At 67.3% G+C, this 19,650-nt stretch carries 15 protein-coding genes; 7 read left to right on the top strand and 8 right to left on the bottom strand.

The annotated features are described in order from the left end of the window. Positions 1 to 34: 34 nt before the first annotated feature. The 4 genes from AC1DR1_RS01620 to purB all read right to left on the bottom strand — a co-directional run bounded on the left by AC1DR1_RS01620 (position 35) and on the right by purB (position 7,813). On the bottom strand, positions 35 to 538 hold the full coding sequence (locus AC1DR1_RS01620; protein WP_229991934.1) for a GNAT family N-acetyltransferase: 504 nt from the start codon (positions 536 to 538) through the stop codon (positions 35 to 37). Between the two features lie 158 nt (positions 539 to 696). Beyond that, a complete protein-coding gene (locus AC1DR1_RS01615) occupies positions 697 to 5,559 on the bottom strand; it encodes an NAD-glutamate dehydrogenase (RefSeq protein ID WP_476992099.1) in 4,863 nt (1,620 codons plus the stop codon). Positions 5,560 to 5,702: 143 nt separating this feature from the next. Continuing rightward, positions 5,703 to 6,374 (bottom strand): histidine phosphatase family protein, encoded by a 672-nt coding sequence (locus AC1DR1_RS01610; RefSeq protein ID WP_229991936.1) that lies wholly within the window; start codon positions 6,372 to 6,374, stop codon positions 5,703 to 5,705. Then, entirely contained in the window at positions 6,371 to 7,813 is a 1,443-nt protein-coding gene (gene purB, locus AC1DR1_RS01605; RefSeq protein WP_229991937.1) for an adenylosuccinate lyase, read from the bottom strand. Before purB ends, AC1DR1_RS01610 begins: the two co-directional genes overlap by 4 nt. A 225-nt stretch (positions 7,814 to 8,038) precedes the next feature. On the opposite strand from purB, the gene AC1DR1_RS01600 reads away from it, so the two are divergent. Then, positions 8,039 to 8,380 (top strand): hypothetical protein, encoded by a 342-nt coding sequence (locus AC1DR1_RS01600; protein WP_229991938.1) that lies wholly within the window; start codon positions 8,039 to 8,041, stop codon positions 8,378 to 8,380. A gap of 95 nt (positions 8,381 to 8,475) precedes the next feature. Beyond that, complete coding sequence (locus AC1DR1_RS01595) at positions 8,476 to 9,849, top strand: PE-PPE domain-containing protein (RefSeq protein WP_229991939.1); 1,374 nt, start codon at positions 8,476 to 8,478, stop codon at positions 9,847 to 9,849. On the opposite strand, the gene AC1DR1_RS01590 is transcribed toward AC1DR1_RS01595, so the two are convergent. Next, on the bottom strand, positions 9,800 to 10,186 hold the full coding sequence (locus tag AC1DR1_RS01590; protein ID WP_229991940.1) for a phage holin family protein: 387 nt from the start codon (positions 10,184 to 10,186) through the stop codon (positions 9,800 to 9,802). The two genes, AC1DR1_RS01595 and AC1DR1_RS01590, sit on opposite strands and share 50 nt — an antisense overlap. Positions 10,187 to 10,292: 106 nt before the next feature. Here AC1DR1_RS01590 and AC1DR1_RS01585 point away from each other — a divergent pair, with 106 nt between their 5' ends. From AC1DR1_RS01585 to AC1DR1_RS01570, 4 genes are all read left to right on the top strand, one after another. Further along, positions 10,293 to 11,411, top strand: a complete 1,119-nt coding sequence (locus AC1DR1_RS01585) for a histidinol-phosphate transaminase (protein WP_229991941.1) — start codon at positions 10,293 to 10,295, stop codon at positions 11,409 to 11,411. 147 nt (positions 11,412 to 11,558) lie between these two features. Next, on the top strand, positions 11,559 to 12,836 hold the full coding sequence (locus AC1DR1_RS01580) for a thiamine pyrophosphate-dependent dehydrogenase E1 component subunit alpha (protein ID WP_364746557.1): 1,278 nt from the start codon (positions 11,559 to 11,561) through the stop codon (positions 12,834 to 12,836). Next, on the top strand, positions 12,836 to 13,816 hold the full coding sequence (locus AC1DR1_RS01575) for an alpha-ketoacid dehydrogenase subunit beta (protein ID WP_229991943.1): 981 nt from the start codon (positions 12,836 to 12,838) through the stop codon (positions 13,814 to 13,816). The genes AC1DR1_RS01580 and AC1DR1_RS01575 overlap by 1 nt, the downstream gene beginning before the upstream one ends. A 9-nt stretch (positions 13,817 to 13,825) precedes the next feature. Beyond that, complete coding sequence (locus tag AC1DR1_RS01570; protein WP_476992098.1) at positions 13,826 to 15,388, top strand: dihydrolipoamide acetyltransferase family protein; 1,563 nt, start codon at positions 13,826 to 13,828, stop codon at positions 15,386 to 15,388. Positions 15,389 to 15,501: 113 nt separating this feature from the next. Here AC1DR1_RS01570 and AC1DR1_RS01565 read toward each other — a convergent pair whose 3' ends face one another. Continuing rightward, entirely contained in the window at positions 15,502 to 15,840 is a 339-nt protein-coding gene (locus tag AC1DR1_RS01565; RefSeq protein WP_364746553.1) for a hypothetical protein, read from the bottom strand. Positions 15,841 to 16,108: 268 nt separating this feature from the next. On the opposite strand from AC1DR1_RS01565, the gene AC1DR1_RS01560 reads away from it, so the two are divergent. Continuing rightward, positions 16,109 to 17,755, top strand: a complete 1,647-nt coding sequence (locus AC1DR1_RS01560; RefSeq protein WP_476992097.1) for an AMP-binding protein — start codon at positions 16,109 to 16,111, stop codon at positions 17,753 to 17,755. Between the two features lie 4 nt (positions 17,756 to 17,759). Here the strand turns inward: AC1DR1_RS01560 and AC1DR1_RS01555 are convergent, their stop codons facing one another. Further along, the gene (locus AC1DR1_RS01555) at positions 17,760 to 18,188 is read right to left on the bottom strand and encodes a universal stress protein (RefSeq protein ID WP_229991947.1); all 429 of its coding nucleotides are present in this window, start codon (positions 18,186 to 18,188) and stop codon (positions 17,760 to 17,762) included. Between the two features lie 112 nt (positions 18,189 to 18,300). Next, positions 18,301 to 19,593 carry an aminotransferase-like domain-containing protein gene (locus AC1DR1_RS01550; protein ID WP_229991948.1) on the bottom strand — a complete coding sequence of 431 codons (1,293 nt, stop codon included), beginning with the start codon at positions 19,591 to 19,593 and terminating at the stop codon, positions 18,301 to 18,303. Positions 19,594 to 19,650 lie beyond the last annotated feature (57 nt).

Raw genomic sequence — 19,650 nt, 5'->3', positions numbered from 1 at the left:
CCGACTCCGTGACGGGCGGCGTTGTGTGACGGCCTCAGGCCATGGCGGTGTGCGCGGCGCTGTGCGAATCGATCGGCTTCGCGTAGCAGTACGAGTGCACCACGCCGACATACGGCCCGAAGTTCGGCACGGACACAAAGCCCGAGTTCTCGTAGAACTGCCGCCCGTCGGTTTGCACCGAGCCGGCTTCCGCCGTCAGCGTGGTGATCCCCAGGGCGTGGGCGTGGGCTTCGAGGGCCGCGAGGATGGAGCTCGCCACCCCTGAGCCGCGGGTGTAGGGCAGCACATAGAGGCGCTTGATTTCGGCGGTCTGGGCGTCCAGCATGCGAAGGCCGCCGCAGCCGACCGGCTGGCCTGAGGCTTTGTCGTGCGCCACCAGGAACACCGCCGTGTCCGCTTCCGACGGCGGCGGCCCGGGCTCGTGGTCGGGCCGGCCGAAGCGGGCCTCGAGTTCTGCCTGCTGGGCGGCCCTCAGGTCCGCGCCGACGGGGTTCGCCCAGGTGACCTGACGGATGTTGAGCCGCGGATTGGTCTGCATGACTGCCTCGATTCGCCGAAGTGTTATGCAGTCTAAGGCTAGGCGCCGGCGGTTTCGGCCGTGTTTCCTGCCGGTAAGGTTCGGGAGAACTGTGGATGGAGGGCCTGCGGTTGCTGCCTACGGCTCGACTTCCCGGCGGACCTGGCGGCGGCCACAGCTTAGCGCCGCACCAGTGTCCGCAGGAGTTTCAGCGCCACGGAGATTGAGGCGATATCGACCTGCCCCGGTTTGGTCACTTCCGCGAAGGTGTCCTTGATCCGTGCGAGCTGCTCCTGGTGCCCGCGTTCCCACTCTACGATGCGCTCCACGGTATCGGATGTGCCGGCGTCTGCGGCGCCAAGGCCCTGGGTGGTTTCCATCACCGAGACGGTCATGTCCGCCACTGCGGAATAGACATCATCGCGCAGGGCGGCCCGCGCGAGGGCCTCCCAGCGGCTCTGCCGCGGCAGGTCGGTGATGCTGAGCAGGAGGTTCGCGGCGCCGATCCGCTGGAAAACCGCCCAATACAGATCGGCGATGGTGGCGATCGGTTCGCGCACTTGTTCGGAGATCAGGGAGATGTCCAGCAGCCCGAAACTCTCCAGCAGGTCGGAGGCACGCAGGCCCAGCTCACGGGGCATCCCCACGGCGTCCCAGTGCGCGAGCCTTCCTTGCACACGATCCAGGTCCGAGCCGCGGAGGTAGTCCACGGTGCAGGTCCGCAGTAGTTCCATGGTGGGCATGATCCGACCCAAGGCCGCGTCCACGGGCTGGTCGCGATGGTCGTGCGTCACGTACCACCGCGTGGCCCGGTCGAGGACCCTGCGCATGTGCAGGGTCGCTTCGGCGACGTGTTCGTTGGGATATCCGGCGGGGAGTGCCGCCAGCCGGTTGACGATCCACGGCAGGTCGTAGGCTTCCCGCGCCACCACAAAGGCCTTGGCAACACTGGGGGCCGTCGCCGTGGTTTCCTCGATGGCGCGGAAGGCGAACGTGATTCCGCCGAGGTTGATCATGTCGTTGGCCACTACTGTGCACACGATCTGTCGGCGCAGCGGATGGTCCTCCAGTTCTGCTTCAAAGCGTTCGGACAGCTGGCGCGGGAAATAGCCGCGGAGGACGCGCCGGAACCATGGGTCGTCGGCAAGGTCGCTGGCGTTGAGCTCGGCTGCCAGTTCGATCTTGGCGTAGGCGGCCAGCACCGACAGTTCCGGCGCGGTCAGGGCCTCACCTGACTTCAGCCGTGCCCGGAGCTGTTTGCTGCTTGGCAGGCCCTCCAGCCTGCGGTCGAGGTCGGTGGCGTTCTCGAGCCAGTCCATGGTCCGCTCGAAGCCCGGGCTCCACTCCAGTCCCAGGTGCCGGTCGTTGAAGAGCAAGACGTTCTGGTCCACGTTATTGGCCAGAACAAGGCGGGCCACCTCGTCCGTGAGGGAATGCAGGAAATCGGCGCGTTCCGCCGTCGGCATCTTTCCCGCCGCGATCATCCGGTCCACGAAGATCTTGATGTTGACCTCATGATCCGAGCAGTCAACTCCGGCTGAGTTGTCGATCGCATCGGTATTGAGCTGGACGCCGGACAGGGCGGCCTCAATCCGCCCGAGCTGCGTGATTCCCAGGTTCCCGCCCTCGACGACGATCTTTGCCCGCACCTCATTGCCGTTGACCCTGATGGGGTCGTTCGCTTTGTCGCCAACCTCGGCGTTGCCCTCTGACGATGCCTTGATGTAGGTTCCGATGCCGCCGTTGTACAGCAGGTCCACGGGCGCCCGGAGGATGGCCTGAAGCAGCGCGTGGGGTGGCAGGGACACGGTGCCAGGGTCCAGGCCGAGAGAGCTCCGGACCTGTTCGGTGATGCTGATGGCCTTCGCCCGGCGGGAGTGGACACCACCGCCCGCGCTGATCAGGGTTGGATCGTAATCCGCCCAGGATGAGCGGGGGAGGGCAAAGAGCCGCCTCCGCTCCTCGAACGAGGACTCCGCCTCCGGCGTCGGGTCAAGGAAGATGTGCCTGTGATCGAATGCAGCCACGAGCCGGATGTGGCGGGACAGAAGCATTCCGTTTCCGAAGACGTCGCCGCTCATATCGCCGATGCCGGCAACTGTGAAGTCCTCTTCCTGGCAGTCCATCCCGAGTTCGCGGAAATGGTGTTTCACCGATTCCCAGGCCCCGCGTGCCGTGATGCCCATCTGCTTATGGTCATAGCCCACGGTCCCGCCGGAAGCGAAGGCATCGCCCAGCCAGAAGCCGTACTCCTCGGCCACCGCGTTCGCAGCGTCGGAAAATGACGCTGTTCCCTTGTCCGCCGCCACCACAAGGTAGTAGTCGTCGACGTCGTGCCGCACCACGCGCGCCGGAGGCACCACTGTTTCGCCGTGTGCGGTGGTGACCAGGTTGTCGGTCACGTCCAGCAGCCCGCGGACGAAGATCCGGTAGCATTCCAGGCCCTCCGTCAGCCAGGCGTCGCGGTCCAAGGACGGGTCAGGCAACTGTTTGGGATAAAAACCGCCCTTGGCGCCGGTGGGCACGATCACCGAGTTCTTCACGTTCTGCGCCTTGACCAGGCCAAGGACTTCGGTGCGGAAATCCTCGCTTCGGTCCGACCAGCGCAGCCCGCCGCGGGCCAGTTCCCCGAAGCGCAGGTGGACGCCTTCCACGCGGGGTGCGTACACCCAAATTTCATACTTGGGACGGGGAAATGGCGCACTCGCAATAGCGGAGGGGCTCAGTTTGAAGCTCAGGTGGGGCCTGTTCTGGTAGTAGTTGGTGCGGAGCGTGGATTCCACCAGGTTCATGAAGGTGCGCAGCAGCCGGTCGGCGTCGAGGACGGGAATTTCCTCGATCGCGGCCAGCAATTCCTTCCGGGCTGCCTCGGTGTCTCCCAACCGGCCTGGGGCCCGAAGATCGGGGTCAAACTTGGCCCGGAACAGTGCCAGAAGCCCGTGGGTTGCCCGGACGTTGGCCAGCAGCGTATCGGCCATGAAACCGTATGAAGTCATGGTGCCCAGTTGCTGCAGGTACTTGGCATAGCTGCGCAGGACCGCCGCCTCGCGCCATGGAATGCCTTCGCGAAGGACAAGGCCGTCAAAGCGGTCCGATTCCGAGTCCCCGCGCATGGCGGCTCCGAAGGCGTCCCCCAGCAGGGCGCTGGTCCGGGCGGGATCCACGCCGGCCGGATACCGGACGCCAAGGTCATAGAGGAACAAAGGCCAGTCGTTCCCGCGCACCACATCGAAGGGCCGTTGGTTCAGCACCTCGAGTCCGAGGTTATGGAAGAACGGCAGGATGCGCGTCAAGCTATAAGCGGTGGTCAGGTAGAGCCGGATCCGTGCGTCTTCGGCCAGGTTCGCGGACGCGGCAGTGCGCACATAAACGGACAGTTGCGGATCGTTCAGCGGTCGTCCACCGGCGCCGTCGAGATCGAACTGCTCGAACTGCAGGATATCTTCGACGGCATCCTCGACTTCGAAATCAGCCTTGTAGCTGGCCGGGAAGGCGGCGGACCAAAGAGCCGACAACCGGCTCGCCTCCCCGGCCGGCAACCTGTTACGGAGCGCCTCGTCCAGGCCCTCGGCCCAGGTCCGCGTTGCGCTGATAATGCTCCGCTCCACTGCAGCGGGATCGACGTCGGGCATCCCGCCGGCAGGCAGCAGTATCCGGAAGAACACGCGGGCCATTGGGGATTCGCTCAGCCGGACTTCGAATTCGAGCGAGGAGGAGCCGAACGCCTGTTTGAGCTCGTGTTCGATCCGGAGGCGGACGGCCGTGCTGTACCTGTGCCGGGGGAGGAACACCAGGGCGGTCATGAAGCGGCCGTAGCTGTCAGCGCGCAGGAACACCCGTGTCTGGTGGTGTGCCTGCAGGAGCAGGATCTCGCGGGCAAGCCCGGAAAGTTCGTCGAGGTCCCGGTGGAACAGCTCGTCCAAGGGGAAGGATTCGAGGACGGCGAGAAGCTGTTTGCCGGGATGGGACGCCTCGGTGAAGCCGAAGCGCTCCTGGACGGCGCGCACTTTGTCCCGGATGACCGGGATGCGCCGCACAGACCGGCCCGTGGCGCCCGGGGCGAAGAGGCCCACAAACCGGACTTCTCCCGTGGCCGTGCCGGCGCTGCCGAAGGTCCGGACGAGGATTTCATCCAGGTAAGCCGGGCGCGGGACGGACGATCTCAGATCCGAAATGGAGAGCGTGAGAACCTGCGGATGCGGCAGCCCCGTAACGGGCTGGCGGGCCTCCGGCCGCCCGTCCCTGAGCAGGCCCAGCCCCGTGCCGGGACGCACCGTCACTACATCCGTGCCCTCCGTCGTCGGGTATTCATATTCGCCGTATCCCAAAAACGTGAAGTTGCCGCGGTCCAGCCAGTCCAGGAGCTCACCGAGCTGCTCCGGAGTAGGAACCGTGCCAGCGGGCAGCCGGTCCAGGGAGCTGATGGCGCGGGCGAGACTGGCGTGGATGGCGGGGGCGTCATCAGCAACCAACTGGACGTCCGCCAGGACACGCCGCACGTTGTCCGTGAGCTCCTCGGTGGCACGCGACCCCGGCAGGCGGCCTATTTCCGCCGCGATCCAGGTTTCGGACGACCAATCCGGCGGGTACTGGGCGGAGCCGGGCGCCGCCGTGCCGGGCGGCGCTGTGCCGATGATTCGGCCCGTCGATCCGGTCTGCGGGGACCCGGGCTGTACTTCCAACAAGCGGTCCGTTTGTGGTTCCCGCCGCACCAGGAAATTGGGATGCACCAGCAACCGGATGGACTCGTTGCGGCGGGTCAGCTCCGCAGTGAGCGAATGGAGCAAGTGCGGTAAGGCGTCGGCAACGACCAGCAGGACGCTGGCTTCGCCTTCGTTCAGGATGCCGACGGCCGCCGTGCCTGCCGGGCGGCTCTCCGCCAGTTCCGCATGGTGCCGGGCCCGCTGCTCCAGGTTTTCGGGACTGTAGCCTTGAAGGTCCTCGGGCGCCGTGTGCTCGTAGTACGCCGCGAGGAACTGTTTATCGAAGCCGGGGAAAACGCTTCCGGGCGCATGCCCCGGGTGTACCGATTTGCCTGACATGATTCTGCGCCTCCACGGCGCGGGATCAACCGCATGCCGCGGCCGACCATCCTGTCCCCACGCCTCATTTCATCATCGCCGCGTTGAGGTGAGCAGTCCAGTCCCGGCAAGCCGGTTTCGCCCGCCGGTGACTGGCCGGCCCGCTACGCCGGACGGCCGGTGGGGTCCTCCGCCGTCGGATCCGCCAGCGCCAGGCCGCCGACAGGGCTGTCGTCCCAGTGGATGAGCTCCCAGCCGCCATCGGGATCGCCTTCCAGCGCCACGATTCCGGTGTTGTCCAGCACGTGCTTGATGGCAAAGTCCGGTTCGATGTTGCCTGCCCGCAGGCCGGCCCACACCCGGATGGCTGCGCCGTGGCTGACCACGGCCACGGATCCTGAACCGCCCCCGCCGTTGGTCCGTGCCGCTATTGTGGCGATCGCGGCGTCGTAGCGCTCGAAGAAGTCCCGGCCGCTGGGGCCGGCAGGCATCCGGCGGTCCAGGTCGCCGTCCGTCCAGGAAAAAATGGTGCCGATGTACCGCTTGTGTGATTCGTGGTCCGTCAGCTTCTCCAGCGCCCCGGCTTCGATCTCGTGAATGCCCTGCAGCACCTCGGTTTCCAGCCCGTGCACCCGGGCAAGCGGTGCGGCCGTGATCTGCGTCCGGATCAGGGTGGACGCGTAGAGGGCATGGATCCGCTCGTTCGCCAGGGCGCGCGACAAGGCCTCAGCCTGCCGCTCCCCGAGCTCGGTCAGCCCGGGCCCCGGGTGGGCGGTGTCCAGCTGGCCGAGGACGTTCCCGGGCGTCTGTCCATGCCGGATGAGCAGGAGCCTCACTTGAGGTGGTCCACCAGCTGGTCCGCGATGCCCGTGTACTTGCCCGGGGTCAGGGCCAGCAGCCGGGCTTCGGCGTCGGCGGACAGGCCGAGCCCCTGGACGAATTCCTGCATCCGGGCAGCATCCACGCGCTGTCCGCGGGTCAGGTCCTTGAGCCGCTCGTACGGATTCTCCATGCCTTCGACGCCGGCGATGGCCTCGGCGCGCATGACCATCTGGATGGCCTCGCCGAGGACTTCCCAGTTTGTGTCCAGGTCAGCGGCCAGCACGTTCTCGGCAACTTTGAGCCGGTCCAGGCCCTTGGCGACGTTCGAGATGGCGAGCAGCGAGTGGCCGAACGCCACCCCGATGTTGCGCTGCGAGGAGGAGTCGGTGAGGTCGCGCTGCCAGCGGGAGGTGACCAGGGTGGAGCCCAGCACGTCCAGCAGGCCGGAGGAGATCTCAAGGTTGGCCTCGGCGTTTTCGAAACGGATCGGGTTCACCTTGTGCGGCATGGTCGAGGAGCCGGTGGCGCCTGCCACCGGGATCTGCACGAAGTAGCCGATCGAGATGTAGCTCCAGATGTCGGTGCAGACGTTGTGCAGGATGCGGTTGAACCGCGCGACGTCGGCATAGAGTTCGGCCTGCCAGTCGTGACTTTCGATCTGGGTGGTGAGCGGGTTCCAGGCCAGGCCGAGGCCTTCGACGAAGCTCTTGGAGACATGCTCCCAGTCGGCGCCCGGGACGGAGGCAACGTGGGCGGCGTAGGTGCCGGTGGCGCCGTTGATCTTGCCGAGGTATTCGGTCCGGGCAATCCGGTCCAGTTGCCGGTTGAGCCGGTGCGCAATCACAGCCAGTTCCTTGCCCAGCGTGGTGGGCGTGGCGGGCTGGCCGTGGGTGCGGGAGAGCATCGGCACGGCGCGGTTGTCCTCGGCCATGGCGCTGATCTGGGCAACGAGGGCGCGGGCCGCGGGCAGCCACACGTCCTCCACGGCCCCCTTGACGCCCAGGGCGTAGGAGAGGTTGTTGATGTCCTCGGACGTGCAGCCGAAGTGCACCATGGCGGTCAGGTGATCGATCCCGATGCCGGGCAGGCGGCGGCCGATGTAGTATTCGACGGCCTTGACGTCGTGCACCGTCACCGCCTCGATCTCGGCCAGTTCGGTGACGGATCCGGCGTCGAACTCCGTGACGATCGCGCGCAGTTGCTGCTGCTGTTCCGCAGTGAGCGGGCCGGCCCCGGGCAGGACGCTGTTGCCGGTCAGGTGGATCAGCCACTCGACCTCCACAGCCACGCGGTCGCGGTTCAGGGCCGCTTCGGAAAGGTAGTCCACCAGCGGCGCGACGGCGGACTGGTAGCGGCCATCCAGCGGGCCGAGCGCGATCTGGTGGTCGGACGCGGCGAGGGCCAGGCGTCCGGACGGCGTGCGGGTATCAGCTGTGGCGGCAGTTTCAGGCATGTGCCGATTCTTTCACGAAGTGCCGCCGGCCCTTAAGCGCGCCCGTCGTTATGACTTTGCCGCGTGACTTTGCCCGGCCGGTACCAGCCGGCCGTCCGGGGCGTTGTCCACATAGCCGGGCGGCGCACTTCAGCCGGCCCTGGCCGCCCGTTAGCGTCGGTTCATGAGTAGTTGGATGTCGCAGAGCAGTCATCTCAGGGCAGCGGGATGACTCAGGGCAGTGGGATGACGCCGACCAGTGGGATGGCGCCCGGACCGGCGGGCAGCGTGGCTGTTTTTGGCGTGACGGCCGCCGATGCCCTCGAGTGCGCGTCACGCAGCTATGAAGTCCAGCAGCTCGCTGGGCGCGTAGCGAGGTGCGCCGATGAGGCGGACGCGGTACTCGCCGCGCTCGCCCGGCTTGAGCTACAGACGTGGCAGTCACCGGCCGGCCGCGCCTATCGGCTTGCCTTGTCCCTGCACGCGGCGGCGCTGCGCAGGGGCCGGGACTCCCTGCTCGATGCTGTTGCTGTGGTGCTCCGGCACGCCCGGAACGTGGCGCAGCCTGCGGACCGGATAGGCCCCTGATGGCCGAGGCGACTCCGGCAGGCTCCGGAGGCACCCCCGGGGTTTCAGCGCCGCCGGCAGACGGCAGTCTGAGAATCCGGGGTGGCATCGGCGGGGTGAGCTTCCAGTTTGAGGAGTTGCTGGCCGGTGCCGCGGCACTGGACGGGCTGGTCCGGCAGCTGCAATCGGTTGAAATGGAAGCCGACGCCGCCCGGCGCGCCCTTTTCCCCTATCAATCCGACTCCTACTCCAGCGGCAGCAACGCCATCATCGCCGTGGGGGAGGCTGGCCGGGACGTCGGCCGCGTCCGGTCACAACTTCAGCGCATTGGCGACGACGTCCGCGCCAGCCACCGCGAGTACGAATACGCCGAAGCCCGGAATGCCCTGCTGCTGCGGATGGGGCTTCACGGCTCCGAGTACGGCGCAGCGCCGGAGCCGTTCGCCCTACCGGGGGTGCGCAGCATCGCCGAAGACTGGATCGCCATGGCGCCCCGGAATCTTGCCGCGCTCCTTGGCCTTCCCGGGCCCCTGGCTGCCGTCGCCGGAGCCCTGAGTGGGCCCACTGACATCCGTCGCCTGGTCCGGGACGTTTCGGACGCGCCGGGGCTCATGTTCCTCAAGCCCAGGCCCGTCAACATCGTGGGCCGGGAGACGTTTTCGGCCGACGTCGACCTCTCACCGGCCGGGCTGTTGCGGCGGGCCGGAGCGGTGGGGGAGCAGGGTGGCCGGATCGAGGTGATAGAGGTCGACGGCGGGACCCGCAAAGCGTGGGTGGTGGTCATCCCGGGAACCCAGCAGGGCGGCCTGCCGGAAGGCACCAACCCCTTTGACCCCGCCGGCATCGCCGAGGCCCTGGGCTACGACTCGGCATCGACGGCGGGCGCTGTCCGGCAGGCCTTGCAGCAGGCCGGAGCCGAGGCCGGCGATCAGCTCGTGGCTGTCGGCTACAGCCAGGGTGGGATCCACGCGATGAACCTCAGCAAGGACCGGGCCGTCCTGGCCGAGTACGATCTCAAATTCGTGCTGACGGCGGGCTCGCCCGTTGGCGGCATCAGCCCGGCGCCGGGGATCCGCAGCCTGCACCTGGAACACGAGCAGGACTGGGTGCCGGGAGCAGACGGACTGGCCAACCCGGACACCAGGGACAGGGTGACCGTGACCCTCACCAACCCGCTGGCCGTGCCGCCGCTGCAGGACTTCGGCCTGGGTCCGGGGCACCGGCTGGGGAATTACGCGGACGGGGCCGCGCTCGTCTCGGCGAGCCGGGACAACACGCTGCAGGACTCCACGGCTGCGCTGGCCGCAGTAGTAGGGACCGGCGGGGCGGCGACGGTCACCCGGTTCTCGCTCCGGCGCGAGGCCCGGCCGGCACCGCGGGGAACGCCGGCGGCGCCGGGCCCTCCCACGGCTTCGGGGCCGCGGAACGGCCCGGGAGCCCCTAGCGATCGAGGGCGGGAAGGAAGCTGGCCACGAGGGACACCGCGCTGATGATGATGGCTGCGAACACGGCAGTCCAGAAGAACGAGTCGATGGTGAAGTGCACAACGGTGTAGCTGCTGATCCAGGACGTCAGGTAGAGCATCGCTGCGTTGATGACCACCGTGAACAGGCCCAGGGTGAGGATGGTGATCGGCAGCGACAGAAGGCTGACGATCGGCTTGACGAATGCATTAACCAGGCCGAAGATCAGGCCGATAAACAGGTATCCCAGGATGACGTTGATGGTGCCGTCGCCCTGGGTGGAAATATCCAGCCCGGTGAGGATCCAGCAGGCGATTGCCAGGGCCAGCCCGTTGATGATGACTCGTACGATGAATGAGCGCATGGCCCCATGCTGTCATACGCCCGGCGGCAGCGGCAGGGACCATATTCCCCCTGGCGGCAACGAGCATCCCCCAACAGCGGCAGCGACCCGAAGTAGGCTAGTTGGCATGACTTCATCAGAGAACCCGGCCGGGGGCATCAAGCCCCGTCCGGTGGTAGACCTCCTCCCCCGCTACGCGGCCGGAAAACCGCCCGCCCCCGTGGAAGGCCTGGTCAGCTACAAGCTGTCCTCCAATGAAAACCCGTTGCCCCCGATCCCTGCAGTGCAGCAGGCCATCGCGGCGCAGACCGACTTCAACCGCTACCCCGATCCGCTCAGCAGCAAGCTGCGCGAATCGCTCGCCCGCTTCCTGGATGTTCCCGCCGAGGACATCGTCACGGGCGCCGGCAGCCTGGGCGCCCTGAACCAGCTGCTGACCACCTTCGCCGGCCAGAACGACGACGGCAAGGCCGACGAAGTCATCTACGCCTGGCGCTCGTTTGAGGCCTACCCGATCTGCGTTGGACTGGCGGGCGCCGAGAGCGTCCGGATCCCGCTGACGGCCGACGGGCGGCACGACCTGGACGCCATGGCTGCCGCAGTGACCGCGCGGACCAGGATGATCCTGCTGTGCACGCCCAACAACCCGACCGGACCCATCTTGACCACGGAGGAAACGGAGCGCTTCATCAATGCCGTTCCGGCCGACGTCGTGGTGGTCATCGACGAGGCCTACCAGGAATTCGTGCGCGCCGGCGACGCTGTGGACGGCATCGCCATGTACCGCAAGTACCCCAACGTCGTCGTCCTGCGGACGTTCTCGAAGGCGCACGGCCTCGCCGGTCTCCGCGTGGGCTACAGCGTCTCCCGCCCCGACCTGACGCAGCACCTGCGGGTCGCCGCCACACCCTTCGCGGTGTCCCAAATCGCGGAAACGGCTGCCGTCACGTCGATCGAGCACTTCGCTGACGTTGTAGAAAGGGTACAAAGCCTGGTGGACGAACGGGACCGGGTCACGGCCGGACTGCGGGAGCTCGGATGGTTCGTTCCGGAGGCCCAAGGCAACTTCGTCTGGCTCAATCTGGGCGCAAACAGCGCGGAATTCGCCGCCCTGGCGGCCGAGCGGGCGCTGTCCGTGCGCGCCTTCGGCAACGAGGGCGTCCGGGTCAGCATCGGCGAACCGGAAGCCAACACCCGGTTCCTGGAGCTCTGTGCGATCTATACAAAACCGCCGCGGCGTTCCTAGCGCTTAACACGGCGCGTTCAGTCCGCCCTGTGCGGCTAAAGTAAGGACCAGTAAGCCAAAATATATGCCGGACGGGGAATGTATTCCCTGTCCGGCATATATCCCAGCGATTGCGGCGCATTCGGATGCGGCAAGCAAGGAGACGGTATGGGCGCCACACATCTGCCCTCTACCGAGTTCGACGGAACCGAGATGGATGACCAGCTCGAGGCGGAGGCCGAGGCCCAACTGGGCGCCCCGGCAGAGCCGATGGTGCAGTTGCTGGGCCCTGACGGCACCCTGGGCTCGGACCCGGTTTTCTCAAAGTACGCTGAGAAGCTGGATTCGGACACGCTGCGCGGCTTTTACGCTGACATGGCCAAGATCCGCCGCTTCGATGTGGAAGCCACCGCCCTGCAGCGGCAGGGCCAGCTGGCCTTGTGGGTGCCGCTCACGGGACAGGAAGCCGCGCAGATCGGCTCCGGCCGGGCCAGCCAGCCGCAGGACTACATCTTCCCGACCTACCGCGAGCACGGCGTGGCCCTGACCCGGAACGTGGACCTGGCCGAGCTCCTGCGTCAGTTCCGTGGCGTCTCCAACGGCGGCTGGAACCCGAAGGACACGAACTTCCACCTCTACACGCTGGTCCTGGCCGCCCAGACCCCGCACGCCGTGGGTTACGCCATGGGCATCCAGCGGGACCAGAAGCTGGCGGCCGCCAACGCCGCCGGCGGTGGGGATGCGGGACAGGCCGTGGAGCCCAACGCTGCCGTCATGGTGTACTTCGGCGACGGAGCCAGCTCCGAAGGGGATGTCCATGAATCCATGGTGTTCGCCTCGTCCTACCAGGCGCCCGTGGTCTTCTTCTGCCAGAACAACCACTGGGCGATCTCCGTGCCGAGCTCCGTGCAGACCCGCATCCCGCTCGCTAACCGCGCCAAGGGCTACGGTTTCCCCGGCATCCGGGTGGACGGCAATGACGTGATCGCCGTCCACGCCGTCACGGAGTGGGCGCTGGAGCAGGCCCGTGAGGGCAACGGTCCGGTCCTGATCGAGGCGTTCACCTACCGGGTCGGGGCGCACACCACAGCCGATGACCCCACCAAGTACCGTGGGTCCGCCGAGGAGGGCCTGTGGCGGGCCAAGGACCCGCTGGCGCGGCTGGAGAAGTATCTCCGGGCCGAGGGCCTCGCGGACGACTCCTTCTTCGAGCAGGTCAAGGCCGACGGCGACGAGCTCGCCGCCTATGTCCGCAAGACCACCTACGACCTCGAAACCCCGGACATCCGGACTGCCTTCGCCAACACCTACGTGGAGGCCCATCCGCTGGTGGCCGAGGAACTGGCCTGGTTCGAGGAATACAGCGCAGGGTTCGCCGACGCCGAAACCGTACAGGCAAAATCAGGTCCGGCACAGGCTGGGCAGACAGACGGGGCGGCCCAGTAATGACCACCATGACCATTGCGAAGGCCATCAACGAGGGCCTGCGGGCCACGTTGAGCAACAACCCCCGCTCGCTGCTGATGGGCGAGGACATCGGGGCCCTCGGCGGCGTCTACCGGGTCACTGACGGGCTGATCGCCGAATTCGGCGCCGACCGCGTGGTGGATACCCCGCTGGCCGAGTCCGGCATAATCGGCACCGCCATCGGCCTGTCCCTGCGCGGCTACCAGCCGGTCTGCGAGATCCAGTTCGACGGCTTCGTGTTCCCGGGGTTCAACCAGATCACCACCCAGCTGGCCAAGATGCATTCCCGCAGCAACGGCAACCTGACCGTTCCCGTCGTCATCCGGATCCCATACGGCGGCGGCATCGGCTCGATCGAGCACCACTCCGAATCACCGGAGGCCCTGTTCGCCCACACGGCCGGCCTGCGCATCATCACGCCGTCCAATCCGCACGATGCCTATTGGATGATCCAGCAGGCCGTCGACTGCCAGGATCCCGTCATCGTGTTCGAGCCCAAGCGCCGCTACTGGCTCAAGGGCGAGGTCGATACCGAGACCCCCGGCGCGTCCGCGGACCCCTTTAAGGCGCATGTGCTCCGCGAGGGCACCGACGCTACCGTCGTTGTCTACGGACCGCTCGTGCCCGTGGCCCTCGCAGCGGCGGAGGCCGCGGCCGAGGACGGCCACAGCGTCGAGGTAATCGACCTCCGTTCCATCTCGCCGATCGACTTCGACACCGTCACGGCATCGGTCCAGAAGACCGGCCGGCTGATCGTGGCCCACGAGGCCCCCACTTTCGGCGGCATCGGCGGCGAAATTGCCGCGCGGATCAGCGAACGGGCCTTCCATTCACTGGAGGCCCCCGTCATCCGCGTCGGAGGATTCCACATGCCCTATCCCGTGGCCAAGGTCGAAGAAGACTACTTGCCGGACATCGACCGCATTCTTGAGGCGCTGGACCGCGCCCTGGCGTACTGACGAGGACCCATGACGCTCAACAAGTTCAACCTCCCCGACGTCGGCGAAGGGCTAACGGAGGCAGAAATCGTCGCCTGGAAGGTCAAGCCCGGCGATACCGTGGCCATCAACGAGGTCCTGTGCGAGATCGAGACGGCCAAGTCCCTGGTGGAACTGCCCTCACCCTTCGCGGGGACCGTCACCGAACTGCTGGTTCCCGAGGGAGTCACGGTGGAGGTCGGCACGCCGATCATCAGCGTGAGCGACGCCGTCGCCGCCCCGGAGCAGGCCGCCCCGGCGCCTGCTGCCCAGGCATCTCCCGCCCTGGCGGCTCCCATGTACGGCACGCTGCAGGCTGACACGTCCGACGCCGGCGAAGCAGCCGGGAGGCCGGCCGGCGGCCCGCTTGTGGGCTCCGGTCCCAAGGCCGACGCCGTCAAGCGCCGGCGGCGGATTTCCGCCCCGGCGGCCACTTCGGCCGGCGCCGGCGCTGCCGCCCCGGTGGTCGAGCCGGGGGCCACGCCCGCCGGGTTCCCTGGCCGAGCTAGCGAGGCTGGGGAGCGGGTGGGGATTGAGGCCCACGACATCTGGATCAGCCCGGACGCCGTCGGCCACCCGGCTGCCGAGGCTGCTGGCCCGGCCGAGTCCATTGACCCGCGCCCCACGTTGGGCGGCGCCATTAGCGGCCTGGTCGGCAAGGTGCTGGCCAAGCCCCCGGTCCGCAAGATCGCCCGGGACCTCGGGATCAACCTGGCCGACGTCGTGCCCACCGGCGCCCGCGGTGAAGTGACCCGTGAGGACCTGGTGAGCTACCAGGCCCAGCGTGACGCCGAGGTGGACAAGGCGGACTCGTTCTGGGGCAAGTCCGGCCGCCCGCAGGACCAGCGGATCGAGCGGATCCCGGTCAAGGGGGTCCGCAAGGCCACCGCGAAAGCCATGGTCGAATCGGCTTTCGCGGCGCCGCACGTCAGCATCTTTGTCGACGTCGACGCCAGCCGCACCATGGAATTCGTCAAGCGCCTGAAGGCCTCCCGCGACTTCGAAGGCATCAGGGTTTCCCCGCTGCTGATCCTGGCCAAGGCGGTCATTTGGGCCGCGGCGCGGAACCCGAGTGTCAACGCGACGTGGGTGGACAACCCGGACGGCAGCGATTCCGCGGAAATCCACGTCAAGCACTTCATGAACCTGGGCATCGCCGCCGCCACGCCCCGCGGACTGATGGTGCCGAACATCAAGAACGCCCAGGACCTCTCGCTCAAGCAGCTGGCCCTGGCCCTGAACGATCTCGCCACTACGGCGCGGGCCGGCAAGACCCAGCCCGCCCAGATGCGCGGCGGCACGCTCACCGTGACCAACATCGGCGCCCTCGGCATCGACACCGGCACGCCGATCATCAACCCGGGCGAAGTCGCGATCGTGGCGTTCGGCACCATCAAGCAAAAGCCCTGGGTCCTGGACGGCGAAGTCATTCCGCGCTGGATCACCACCCTCGGCGGCTCCTTCGACCACCGGGTGGTGGACGGTGACCTTTCAGCCCGTTTCATGGCGGACGTCGCCGCCATCCTGGAAGAGCCGGCACTACTGCTGGACTGACCCCGAATCTGCCGGAGCCCCAAACGGCCGGAAGCGCCGAAACGACGGAACCCCGCCGCTGAACTATTCAGCGGCGGGGTTCGGTCAGTATCAGGCCAATTGGCCCGGGCGGCTCAGTTTCCCGAGTACGCGGTCAGCATCTGGACCAGTGCGGGATCGCCGCTCATGCCTGCGACGGCGGCCGAGGCGGCAAACATCAGGCCCGCGAGCACCACGCTGCCTGCGCTGATCCCGGTGAGGAACTTCCAGTCCTGACGGAGCACGCTGCGCACGGTGTCGGGCATACGCAGACCCGGGGCAATCAAGTTCGGGGCGCTGTCGGTTGATCCGTCGTCCAGGAACGCGACAACGCGGCCGGTGCTGCGGTCCAGGCGCATGGCGCTGATGTGGTTGCCGTGCCGGGCCAGCAGGATGTCGTGGCCAACCAGCTGGCGGCGCTGAAGAGTGATCATGGGGCTCCCTCGGTAGGTGGGTTCTTGGATGTCCGCACCATCGCAGGGCACTTCCCATTTTATCGAGCCGGTCCGTTCCGGCAGGCCCACTGGGCGGTGAGGCTGCCCACGGGAGGGGGTGATCCTCGTCAAGTCACAGTCACGTCGGAACACAGTCAAGCCGGAACACAGCCAAGTCCGCGCCGTCCTGTCCCGGCGATGCGCCCCGGTATTAGAGTGACACCAGCCGCCGACAGCCCGGGCGGACGCGGATCAAAGGAGATGTTGCGTGTTTTCAAGCCCGTACCCCGACGTCGAAGTTCCCAATCTCGGCATTTACGACTACCTCTTCGGCGCTCTGGCAGAGGAGGGCCTGGACCGGGTCGCCATCGTCGACGGCGCCAGCGGTGCGGAGACCACGTACCGGGCGCTCCGCGGGCAAATCGATGCCCTTGCCGGCGCCGTGGCCGCCCAAGGCCTCGGGGTGCACGGCGTGGCAGCCATCCTGTGCCCCAACGTCCCCGCCTTTGCGACCGTCTTCCACGGCCTGCTCCGGGCAGGCGCCACGGTCACCACCATCAACTCGCTGTACACCGTGGACGAGATCGCCACCCAGCTCACCGACGCCGGCGCCAGCTGGCTCTTCACCGTCTCGGCGCTGCTGCCGGCCGCCCGGGAGGCGGCCGAAAGGACCGGGATCCCGGCCTCGCGGCTCGTGGTGCTCGACGGCGCCGACGGCCACCCCTCGCTGGGTGACTTGCTCGCCATGGGCGCGCCGGCGCCCCGCGTCTCGTTCGATCCGGCCACGCATGTGGCCGTGCTGCCCTACTCGTCCGGCACCACGGGCCGGCCGAAGGGCGTCATGCTCAGCCACCGAAATCTGGTCGCCAACGTGGAACAGGCCAGGGGGCTGCTCGGCGTGGTCCCCGAGGACCGGCTCCTGGCGCTGCTGCCGTTTTTCCACATCTACGGGCTGACCGTGCTGCTGAACCTCGCCCTGCGCCAGCGGGCCAGGCTCGTCACGATGCCCAGATTCGATCTGCCCGAGTTCCTGCGGATCATCCAGGATCACCGGTGCAGCTACCTGTTCATCGCCCCACCCGTGGCCGTGGCGCTCTCCAAGCACCCGCTGGTTGCCGAGTACGACCTCGGCTCGGTGCACACCGCCCTCTCGGGCGCGGCGCCGCTGGACGGAGAGCTCGGCACCCGCTTGGCCGAACGCCTCGGATGCCGGGTCCTGCAGGGCTATGGCATGACCGAGATGAGCCCGGTATCTCACCTTATTCCGCGCGAAGCGGGCGACGCCCCCGTCAGCTCCGTGGGCTACACCGTGCCGAATATGCAGTGCCGCCTCGTGGACCCGGCCACGGGGGAGGATATTCCGGTTCCCGCGGACGGCACCAGCGCGCCGGGACATCTCCTGTGCCGCGGGCCGAACGTGATGCTCGGCTATCTCAACCGGCCGCAGGAAACCACGGACACCCTGGACGCGGACGGCTTCCTGCACACCGGGGACATCGCCACGGTGCGGGCGGACGGGGTGGTGACGATCGTGGACCGGCTCAAGGAACTGATCAAATACAACGGCTACCAGATCGCCCCGGCGGAGCTGGAGGCCCTGCTCCTCACGCACCCCGGCATTGCCGACTCCGCGGTGATCGGATCCCTCGACGCCGACGGCCAGGAAGTGCCTAAGGCGTTCGTCGTCCGCCAGCCCGGAGCGGACGGCGATGCCCTGGACGTGGCGGGCGTCATGGACTTCGTGGCGGCCAAGGTGGCGCCGTTCAAGAAGATCCGCCGCGTGGAGTTCATCGAAGCCGTGCCGAAGTCCGCGTCAGGAAAAATCCTGCGCCGGATGCTCCAGCCCGCGGAACGGGGCACTGTTCCGGCCGAGGAGCCGGCCGCGGTGCCGGCCGCGGTGCCGGAGAAGCGGTAGCGCCTTAGTCGGCGTCGGTCTTGGCGATGTAGACGTCGCAGGGGGCGTTGTGGGCCACGCTGTTCGCAACGCTCCCCAAGACCCGGCCGATCCCGCTCATGCGTCGGTTGCCAACCACAATCATCAGGGCACCGGTCCGTTCGGCTTCCCGGATCAGGGCCTCGGCGGGCTTGCCCCGGGCGGCGGCGTAGGTGACGGCGATGTCCGGGCGGCGCAGGCCGTCCGCCACCGTCCGCGCCACCGTTTCCGCGTTGCCGGCGTCGGAAACGATCCACTGGTCACTGCCGCTGCCGAAGACCTGGGTCCTGTCGCTGTCAAAGGCGCTGACCACATGAAGTGTCGCCCCCACGGAAACTGCGAGGTCGCGCGCGGTGTGCGCCGCCCGCAGGGCAGTTTCACTGCCGTCGACGCCGACAACGATAATTCCGGTCATGGACTGCTCCTCTTTCAACGAGTAATGCTGTTCAATGCGCCTGTTCGATCGGCCCTGCTGTTCGACGGCTAGCGCTGTTCATGCGCCGCAGCGAACCCTGCCGCTGTTCACGCTACAGTGCGGCCAACGCTTCCCGCAGGACCGGCGCGAGCCGCCGCACGCCCTCACGGATCGACTCGGGCGGCACCGCGCTGAACGCCAGCCGGATCTTGTTCGACGTGTCGTCCGACGAGGTGAAGGCCGCCCCCGGGATGAAGACGACGCCGGCGTCGATGGCCTTCTTCAGCAGCGGGTAGGTGTCCACGCCTTCGGGCAAGGTCACCCACACGAAAAAGCCGCCGTCGGGCTGTGTCCAGCTCAGTCCGTCCGGCATGTATTCGGCCAGGGCGGCAAGCATTGCCTCGCAGCGTTCCCTGTACAGCCCGCGGTACGTCTCGATCTGGCCGCGCCAGTCGTAGTCGCGCAGATAGGCCGATACCAGCATCTGGTTCAGGGTCGGCGGGCACAGGGTGACGGCCTCTGATGCCAGGTAATACCGGCGCTGCAGGTGGGCCGGGACGAGGGCCCAGCCGATCCGCAGGCCCGGTGCGAAGATCTTTGAAAAGGACCCCATGTAGATGACGTCATCCGGGTTGGCTGCCCGCAAAGGGGTCAGCGGCTTGCCGTCGAAGCGGAGCAGGCCGTAGGGGTTGTCCTCCAGCACCAAAATATTCGCGTTTCGGCATATATCCACCACCGCTTGCCGGCGTTCTGCGGCCAGGGTGATGCCGGACGGGTTGTTGAAACTGGGGATGGTGTAGAGGAACTTGATGTTTCTGCCGGCGGTCTGGAGGGCGGCTATTTTCGCCTCCAGCAGGTCCGGGACGATGCCGTCGCCGTCCATCGGCACGGCTTCGACTTCCACCTGGTAGGCCTCGAACGTGTTGAGGGCGCCCACATAGGTGGGATCCTCCACGAGCACCACGTCGCCTGGGTTGCAAAAGACCTTGGTGGCCACATCCTGCGCGGACTGCGAACCGGCGGTAATCACGATGTTCGCGGGGTCAGCGTCGAGAATTCCCTCAGCTGCCATGACCTCGCAGATCTGGGCGCGGAGTTCCTCGGTACCCTGGCCGCTGCCGTACTGCAGGGCGGTCATTCCCTGCTCGGCGATGATCTTCGCGGCGGTCTGGCCAAGGCGTTCCAGCGGCAGGGACTGCAGGTACGGGCTTCCGCCGGCGAGGGAAACGAGGCCGGGGCGCATCGAGATGTCGAAAACGTCCCGGACTGCCGACTGCTTGATATTTGCTGCGCGCTCCGAGAACAGGATCTCGTGGCGGTGGGCGGACGTAGCCGCACGTTCGATTGCGTCAATGGCCTCGGCCGGAAGTACTGCTGCGGCGGCATCAAGTGTTTCGTGGGTCACAGTCCCAAGGATACTACCCATGTTGCACGGGGGGAAACGATTGTTTTCGAACGACTG

This window comes from Arthrobacter sp. P4_F10 (assembly GCF_056401435.1).
This window is presented reverse-complemented; position numbering and strand designations above follow the sequence as displayed.

What these genes read in the sequence shown, in the direction of transcription:
- AC1DR1_RS01600 (WP_229991938.1), top strand. Translation starts at nt 8,039, where the DNA reads ATGACGCCGACCAGTGGGATGGCGCCCGGACCGGCGGGCAGCGTGGCT.
- AC1DR1_RS01565 (WP_364746553.1), bottom strand. Translation starts at nt 15,840, where the DNA reads ATGATCACTCTTCAGCGCCGCCAGCTGGTTGGCCACGACATCCTGCTG.
- AC1DR1_RS01580 (WP_364746557.1), top strand. Translation starts at nt 11,559, where the DNA reads ATGGGCGCCACACATCTGCCCTCTACCGAGTTCGACGGAACCGAGATG.
- AC1DR1_RS01590 (WP_229991940.1), bottom strand. Translation starts at nt 10,186, where the DNA reads ATGCGCTCATTCATCGTACGAGTCATCATCAACGGGCTGGCCCTGGCA.
- AC1DR1_RS01585 (WP_229991941.1), top strand. Translation starts at nt 10,293, where the DNA reads ATGACTTCATCAGAGAACCCGGCCGGGGGCATCAAGCCCCGTCCGGTG.
- AC1DR1_RS01620 (WP_229991934.1), bottom strand. Translation starts at nt 538, where the DNA reads ATGCAGACCAATCCGCGGCTCAACATCCGTCAGGTCACCTGGGCGAAC.
- AC1DR1_RS01575 (WP_229991943.1), top strand. Translation starts at nt 12,836, where the DNA reads ATGACCACCATGACCATTGCGAAGGCCATCAACGAGGGCCTGCGGGCC.
- AC1DR1_RS01615 (WP_476992099.1), bottom strand. Translation starts at nt 5,559, where the DNA reads ATGTCAGGCAAATCGGTACACCCGGGGCATGCGCCCGGAAGCGTTTTC.
- AC1DR1_RS01555 (WP_229991947.1), bottom strand. Translation starts at nt 18,188, where the DNA reads ATGACCGGAATTATCGTTGTCGGCGTCGACGGCAGTGAAACTGCCCTG.
- AC1DR1_RS01570 (WP_476992098.1), top strand. Translation starts at nt 13,826, where the DNA reads ATGACGCTCAACAAGTTCAACCTCCCCGACGTCGGCGAAGGGCTAACG.
- purB (WP_229991937.1), bottom strand. Translation starts at nt 7,813, where the DNA reads ATGCCTGAAACTGCCGCCACAGCTGATACCCGCACGCCGTCCGGACGC.